This window comes from Intrasporangium sp. (genome assembly GCF_036566125.1).
Taxonomy (GTDB): Bacteria; Actinomycetota; Actinomycetes; order Actinomycetales; family Dermatophilaceae; genus Intrasporangium.
The window spans coordinates 1-7025 of sequence record NZ_DATCWX010000343.1; the positions used below are offsets into that span (position 1 = coordinate 1).

Annotated in this window: 8 protein-coding genes; 3 read left to right on the plus strand and 5 right to left on the minus strand. The window is 70.0% G+C overall.

The genetic code is table 11. The features are described from left to right. A partial coding sequence (locus VIR15_RS20450; protein WP_331931211.1) for a LysR family transcriptional regulator occupies nt 1-230 on the minus strand: 230 nt, incomplete at its 3' end. A gap of 79 nt (nt 231-309) precedes the next feature. Here VIR15_RS20450 and VIR15_RS20455 point away from each other — a divergent pair. Further along, nucleotides 310-1227: an EamA family transporter gene (locus tag VIR15_RS20455; RefSeq protein ID WP_331931213.1), complete on the plus strand. Its 918-nt coding sequence runs from the start codon at nt 310-312 to the stop codon at nt 1225-1227. Next, on the plus strand, nt 1224-1874 hold the full coding sequence (locus tag VIR15_RS20460) for an NAD(P)-dependent oxidoreductase (protein WP_331931215.1): 651 nt from the start codon (nt 1224-1226) through the stop codon (nt 1872-1874). Before VIR15_RS20455 ends, VIR15_RS20460 begins: the two co-directional genes overlap by 4 nt. Before the next feature lie 60 nt (nt 1875-1934). On the opposite strand, the gene guaB is transcribed toward VIR15_RS20460, so the two are convergent. From guaB to VIR15_RS20475, 3 genes are read right to left on the minus strand one after another with little or no spacing between them, the layout of a single operon-like run. After that, nucleotides 1935-3452, minus strand: a complete 1518-nt coding sequence (gene guaB, locus VIR15_RS20465; protein WP_331931217.1) for an IMP dehydrogenase — start codon at nt 3450-3452, stop codon at nt 1935-1937. 58 nt (nt 3453-3510) lie between these two features. Continuing rightward, nucleotides 3511-4617 (minus strand): hypothetical protein, encoded by a 1107-nt coding sequence (locus tag VIR15_RS20470; RefSeq protein WP_331931219.1) that lies wholly within the window; start codon nt 4615-4617, stop codon nt 3511-3513. Then, a complete protein-coding gene (locus tag VIR15_RS20475; RefSeq protein WP_331931221.1) occupies nt 4614-5192 on the minus strand; it encodes an RNA polymerase sigma factor ShbA in 579 nt (192 codons plus the stop codon). Before VIR15_RS20475 ends, VIR15_RS20470 begins: the two co-directional genes overlap by 4 nt. A gap of 316 nt (nt 5193-5508) precedes the next feature. Between VIR15_RS20475 and VIR15_RS20480 the strand changes: the two genes are divergently transcribed. Next, nucleotides 5509-5820: a WhiB family transcriptional regulator gene (locus tag VIR15_RS20480; protein ID WP_331931223.1), complete on the plus strand. Its 312-nt coding sequence runs from the start codon at nt 5509-5511 to the stop codon at nt 5818-5820. A 138-nt stretch (nt 5821-5958) separates the two neighbouring features. Here VIR15_RS20480 and VIR15_RS20485 read toward each other — a convergent pair. Then, nucleotides 5959-7025: chaperonin GroEL (locus VIR15_RS20485; RefSeq protein ID WP_331931225.1), on the minus strand; the 1067-nt coding region annotated here is incomplete at its 5' end.

Consider the following 7025-nt stretch of genomic DNA (forward strand, 5'->3'; position numbering starts at 1 on the left):
CGCTCGGCGGCCGCCAGGCAGGCGCGCGCCGCTGGGAGGAACGCGGCGCCGGCGTCGGTCAGCTCCACACGCCGGCTGGTCCGCGCGAAGAGCCGCACGCCGAGCTCGAGCTCCAGGGACTTGATCTGGTGGCTCAACGCGGACTGGACCACGAAGCAGCGCTGCGCGGCTCGAGTGAAGTTCTGCGTCTCGGCGACAGCGAGCACGTAGCGCAGTTGCTGCAGTTCCATAGATCAATGATCTATCGCGATCACTGCGATGACAACGATGTGTTGGACTCATCAATGGTCCGCGCCGCACCGTTGTGACGTGACCACCTCCACGAAGCTGCCCACGCCGGCCCCGAATTCGGTGGCCAGCCGCACCCTCCCGACCCTGACAACTGCGCTCGCACCAGCCGTCTGGGGCACGACCTACATCGTCACCACGGAGCTGTTGCCGCACGGCCACCCGATGTTCGCCGCGCTCATGCGCGCCTTGCCCGCCGGCCTCCTCGCCCTGGCCATCTCACGGACCGTGCCACGACAGGGCTGGTGGTGGCGGACCCTCGTGCTCGGGACGTTGAACATCGGCCTCTTCTTCCCGCTGTTGTTCCTGGCCGCCGAACGCCTCCCCGGTGGGGTGGCCGCCACCCTCGGAGCGACCCAGCCCATCATCGTCGCCCTCCTCGCCGTGGTCGTGCTGTCCGAGCGACTGTCCGGGTGGCGGCTGGGCTGGGGCATCGCCGGCGTCATCGGAGTCGCACTGGTCGTCCTAGGCCCCGGCGCCGCCTTTGATGTCACTGGCATCGTCGCCGGCCTCGGAGGTGCCCTCTCCATGGGACTGGGCGTGGTCCTCACCAAACGGTGGGGCAGGCCCGAAGGCGTGAGCGCCGTCGGCTACGCGAGCTGGCAGCTCACCGCAGGGGGCCTGGTCCTGCTGGTACCCACGCTCCTCGTCGAGGGTGTCCCCCACCGCGTGGATTCAGGCGCCGTTGCCGGGTACGTGTGGCTCGGCCTCGTCGGCGGACTGGCCGCCTACACCATCTGGTTCACCGGCCTCCGGACCCTGCCGGTCACCGCGACCGCGCTCCTCGGACTGCTGTCCCCGCTCGTGGCCGCGGCGCTCGGCGCACTCGTGCTCGGCCAGACCCTCGACCCCCTCCAGCTGATCGGCTTCGCGCTCGCACTGGCCGCACTGGGAGCCGGTCAGCTCACCCCACGTCCTCGCGAAGGAGCCCACTCGTGAACATCACCGTCATCGGCGCGACCGGCATGGTCGGCACCCGCCTCGTCACCGAAGCGACCACCCGCGGACACCGGGTCATCGCGGCCGCGCGACACCCCGGCACCCACCCGCGCGCCGGTGCCATCACCTCGTTGGCCCTGGACGCCCGCGACCCGGAGCAGCTCGCGGCGGCGCTCCACGGCACCGACGGGGCCTTCCTCGCCGTGCGGCCATCCCTCGGCCACGAGCACACCTTGGCGCCGCTGACCACCGGCGTCCTCGATGCCGCGGCCAGCGAGGGCATCCGGCTCGTCGTCATCGGCGGGGCAGGGCCGCTGCGGTCTCCGGACGAGCCCGACCGCCTCGTGGCGGAGGACCCGACCTTCGTCCCACCGGCGTGGCGGGCCATCGCGGCCGCGAGCACCGATCAGCTGCGCGCCTGCGAACGCCACCCCGACGCGGCATGGAGCTACCTCAGCCCCCCGGCCCTCCTCGAACCCGGACGACGCACCGGAACGTACGTGCGAGGCACCACGACCTTGCTCGTCGGCCCCGACGGCACCTCCCGGATCACCGCCGAGGACCTCGCCGTGGCAGCGGTCGATGAGCTCGAGCGACCCGGCACCGATCGTCACTTCACGATCAACGAGCTGGCCGTATGCCGCTGAGCTGGCTGCCGCTCAACGGCGCCCTGCCCTGGGGCCGGCTCAACGGCATACGGTGAGCGCTCAGTTGACCGTGTAGTTGGGGGCCTCCACCATTCCCTGGATGTCGTGGGGGTGGCTCTCCTTGAGCGACGCCGACGTGATCCGGACGAACTTGCCCTTCTCCTGCAGCTCCGGGATGGTGCGCGCGCCGACGTAGAACATCGCCTGGCGCAGCCCGCCGACCATCTGGTGCGCGACCTGCGAGACCGGCCCGCGGTAGGCGACGCGCCCCTCGATCCCCTCGGGCACGATCTTGTCGTCGGAGTCGACCTCGGCCTGGAAGTACCGGTCCTTCGAGTAGGACTTCTTGCCGCGCGAGCTCATCGCGCCGAGCGAACCCATGCCGCGATAGGTCTTGAACTGCTTGCCGTTGATGAAGATCAGCTCACCGGGCGACTCCTCGCACCCGGCGAGGAGCGATCCGATCATGACCGCGTCGGCACCGGCGACGATCGCCTTGGCGATGTCGCCGGAGTAGTGGAGGCCGCCGTCAGCGATGACCGGAACCCCCGCGGGCTTGGCGGCGAGCGAGGCAGCGTGGACGGCCGTGATCTGCGGGGCGCCGACACCGGTCACGATCCGGGTCGTGCAGATCGAGCCCGGCCCGACGCCGACCTTGATTGCGTCGGCGCCCGCGTCGACGAACGCCTGGGCGCCCTCGCGGGTGGCAACGTTGCCGCCGATGACCTGGACGTGCCTCGTCGCGGGGTCGCTCTTGAGGCGCTGCACCATGTCGATGAGCATCCGCACGTGTCCGTGGGCCGTGTCGGCCACCAGCACGTCGACGCCCGCCTCGATGAGCGTCGTTGCACGCTCCCAGGCGTCACCGAAGTAGCCGATCGCGGCGCCGACCATGAGGCGGCCGGCTGCGTCGTTGCTCGTGTTGGGGAACTGCTCGCTCTTGACGAAGTCCTTGACGGTGATGAGGCCGACGAGATGACCAGCGTCGTCGACCAGCGGAAGCCGCTCCCGCTTGTGCTGGCGCAAGAGCCGCGTGGCGTCCTCGCGGCTGATGCCCTCGTGGCCGGTGATGAGCGGCATGGGGGTCATGACGTCGCGGACCAGAGTGGTACCCCACTCCTTGACCGGAGTGAACCGCAGGTCACGGTTGGTGACGATGCCGATGAGCGTCTTGTCGCCATCGACGACCGGGAGGCCGGAGACGCGGTACTCGCCGCATCTCTGGTCGAGCTCCTCGAGGGTCGCGCCAGGCCCGATCGTGATCGGGTTGGAGATCATTCCCGTCTGCGTCCGCTTGACGAGGTCGACCTGGTAGGCCTGGTCCGCGATCGACAGGTTGCGGTGGAGCACGCCGAGGCCTCCCTGCCTGGCCATGGCAATGGCCATGCGCGCCTCGGTGACCGTGTCCATCGCGGCGGAGATGAGCGGCGCCTTGATCGTCAGCTCCCGGGTGAGCCGGGTCGTCGTGTCGATGTCATTGGGTGCGAGGTCGCTGTACCCCGGTAGGAGGAGGACGTCGTCGTAGGTCAGGCCGAGGTTCTCGAAGGGGGAGGGGACGTCATTCGTACCGAGGGGCATTGCCTAATTCTACGGGAGGCGGCGAAGAGGTCCGTCCGTGCCGAAACGCGGTCGGGTCCTAGGAGGGGTCCGCCAGCACGGCCATAGGGACGGTCGACAGCGGCACCATGACCGGAATCGTGGGTGCGGCCACGAGACCACCGTCGTCTGCTGGAGCCGAGCTCGCGGGGGGTGTTGACATCGGAGCGTCGATTGCTGGGAGGCCAGGCTCCGGTAGCGCCTGCGGCGGCAGGTGGTCGGCGTCCTCCGTGCCTGAGGGGGGGCCAACTCCCGGCTCGCCGGCGGAGGCGGGCTTGCCGGTGTCGGCGGGCTTGCCGGCGTCAGCAGACCCCGTCGTCTCAGATCCGGACGGAGTCGCATCGCTCTCGTCCGCGCCCGCACTTGGGTCTGTCGCGTCGTCGCTCGGAGTCGTGGCGGTAGTCGCGTCGTCGGTGGGAGTCGTGGCAGTAGTCGCGTCGTCGCTCGGGGTCGCCGCGGACGTCGTCGCACCGCTCGGCTCAGGAGCGGGCTGCTCGACGGGAGCGGCCGCCGGATCCACCGGTGTCGCGGCATCGTCAATGGGGCCGGTCGTAGCGTCCTGCTGCGCTTCTTCCGTCGGGGTTGCGTCCGCTGCGCCCGCATCTGGACCTGCCAGACCCTGCTCCGGCCCGGCGAGGAGGAGCGCCGTGGACCCCGGGAGGGCAGCCCACCGGAACCGGCTGGCCTCCGCGCCGGAAGCTCGCCCGAGGACCCCGGCCGGCGTGAACAGGACCGGGCTCACGCCATCGGGAAGCCACGCGGAGTCGAACCGCGTGCCGTCGGCACCGACGACCAGGACACGCCCGGAGGCGTCGCGGACGAGCTCGGCGCCCGGGTCCGAAGCCGGGCGATGTGGTGCCCGAGTCACCAGCGCAGGCGCAGCAGCGGGCGTCCCATCCGGAACGGTGGCTGCCGCCGCGACACCGGCACCCGAGGCGCCGACGGTGAGCGCAGCCAAGGCCGAGAGGACGCGATGGCGGCGGAATCGGCGACCGGTCGTGGCCCTGCCCAGCGGACGGTCGGCGTGCTCGGCGAGGGCGACGAGCAGGCTCGCAATGGGGTCGTCCCCTGCGGGCTGACGACCGGCGACACGGTCGATGAGCAGGTCGTCGGCGACGACCTGACCGAGCGGAGTCGGCCTGGTCACGCCACTTCACCTGCCTCGACCTGCACCAGCATCGCGCGCAGCCGGGCGAGAGCCCGGTGCTGTGCGACCCGCACGGCGCCCGGCGTCATGCCGATCGCATCGGCAGTCTCCTCGGTCGACATGCCCACGGCAACTCGAAGGATGAGGATCTCCCTCTGGGCTTCTGGCAGTTTCTGCAGCAGGGACAGCGCGAGCGCGACCTCGTCCCCCACGACCGCTGCCTCCTCGGGAGTCGGCGCCTCGTCAACCCGGTCGGGGAGGTCGGCCACGGGCGTCGCGCCGCGCATCTCGACACGTTGGACGTCAGCAAGCTTGTGGGACGCGATGCGGTAGACGAACGCCTCGAACGGAAGTCCGCGCTCCTCATAGGTGGGCACGGCGGCCACCACGGCCATGCACACCTCCTGAGCAACGTCCTGGGCAAGATCCTCGGCCCCGAAGCGGCCGAGCCGGACACGTGCGTACCTCAGGGCCAGGTCGCGAACCCGTCGAACCAGCTGATCGCGCGCGACGTCGTCGTGCGCTGCACGGGACACGAGCTCGCGGAGGGAGGTGGCGGTGTCCACTCCCTCCATCGCACCGCTCGTGCGTGGCGTTACGCCGGACCGTACGGCCCAGGTGAATCCCATTGGTGATCCAACCCCCGACCTCTCCGCCCAGCGGGCCCCACCCACGAGGACCCCAAGGGCTGTGCTTCCACATGTTACGTGCGGTCACCTCACTCTCGGGCGGAAAGCGCATGCCATATGGAGGGGAATTCTTGAACAAGTCTTGAAGGTTCAGGCCTTCAATCGAGGGCTTTGCCCCGGTTAGCGTCGATCCACGGCTGCACCAGAGCGCCATCGGCAGACTGATCTGCCGAGGAACACGAAAGACGAGGACCACGACACCATGGCCGAGATCACCCGCCTTCCGGGTCCGGTGGCGGACCTGTGGGACTGGCAGCTCGAGGGAGCGTGCCGGGGCGTGAGTCCCGAGGCGTTCTTCCACCCCGAAGGCGAGCGCGGTCCCCGACGGCGCAACCGGGACGCTGCCGCCAAGGCGGTCTGCGCCGCCTGCCCCGTCCTTGCCGAGTGCCGCTCTCATGCCCTTCAGGTCCGTGAGCCCTACGGCGTGTGGGGTGGCCTGACCGAGACCGAGCGAGAGCTGCTCTACGACGCTCCGACCAACGCCCCGATGCACGCCATCGCCACCGCCTCCTGAGCCCCGAGGGGCAAAACCCAGCGCGTATGCCGCTGAGCGCGCTCGCGGGGGGCGGCTCAGCGGCATACGTCCCCGGCTTGCACAACGAAGGGCCACCCTCGAGATCGAGGGTGGCCCTTTCTTGGTGGTGACCGAAGGTCAGTGCCCGTGGCCGTGGCCGTGGCCACCCGGCTCGGGCTCCTCCTCAGGCTTCTCGACGACGAGCGTGTCGGTCGTGAGGATCATCGACGCGATCGACTCGGCGTTGCGCAGGGCAGAGCGCGTCACCTTGACCGGGTCGATGACGCCGGCCGCGATGAGGTCGCCGTACTCGCCCGTGGCGGCGTTGAGGCCCTGCCCGAGCGGCAGGTCGGCCACCTTCGACGTGACGACGTAGCCCTGGTGCCCGGCGTTCTCGGCGATCCAGCGGAGCGGCTCCACGACGGCCTTGCGGACGATGGCTGCACCGGTCGCCTCGTCGCCCTCGAGGCCGAGGCCGTCGATGACCTCGGCGGCGTGGATGAGGGCCGTGCCACCACCGGCGACGATCCCCTCCTCGATCGCGGCGCGGGTCGCGGAGATCGCGTCCTCGATGCGGTGCTTCTTCTCCTTGAGCTCCACCTCGGTGTGCGCGCCGACCTTGATGACGCAGACGCCACCGGCGAGCTTGGCGAGGCGCTCCTGGAGCTTCTCGCGGTCCCAGTCGGAGTCGGTGCGCTCGATCTCGGACTTGATCTGGGCGATCCGGCCGTTGACCTCGGAGGTGTCGCCCGCACCGTCGATGATCGTCGTGTTGTCCTTGGTCAGCACGACACGGCGGGCCTGGCCGAGGACGGTCAGGTCGGCCTGGTCGAGCTTGAGGCCGACCTCCTCGGCGATGACCTGGCCACCGGTGAGGATGGCGATGTCCTGGAGCATGGCCTTGCGACGGTCCCCGAAGCCGGGCGCCTTGACAGCAGCGACGTTGAAGGTGCCGCGGATCTTGTTCACGACGAGCGTGGACAGGGCCTCGCCCTCGACGTCCTCGGCCACGATCAGGAGGGCCTTGCCGGACTGCATGACCTTCTCGAGCACCGGGAGCAGGTCCTGGACCGAGGAGATCTTGCCGTTGACGAAGAGCAAGTAGGGGCTCTCGAGCACCGCTTCCTGGCGCTCGGCGTCGGTGACGAAGTACGGCGACAGGAAGCCCTTGTCGAACTGCATGCCCTCGGTGAACTCGAGCTCCA

Coding starts and splice junctions, on each gene's coding strand:
- guaB (WP_331931217.1), bottom strand. CDS start 3,452: ATGCCCCTCGGTACGAATGACGTCCCCTCCCCCTTCGAGAACCTCGGC.
- VIR15_RS20475 (WP_331931221.1), bottom strand. CDS start 5,192: ATGGAGGGAGTGGACACCGCCACCTCCCTCCGCGAGCTCGTGTCCCGT.
- VIR15_RS20480 (WP_331931223.1), top strand. CDS start 5,509: ATGGCCGAGATCACCCGCCTTCCGGGTCCGGTGGCGGACCTGTGGGAC.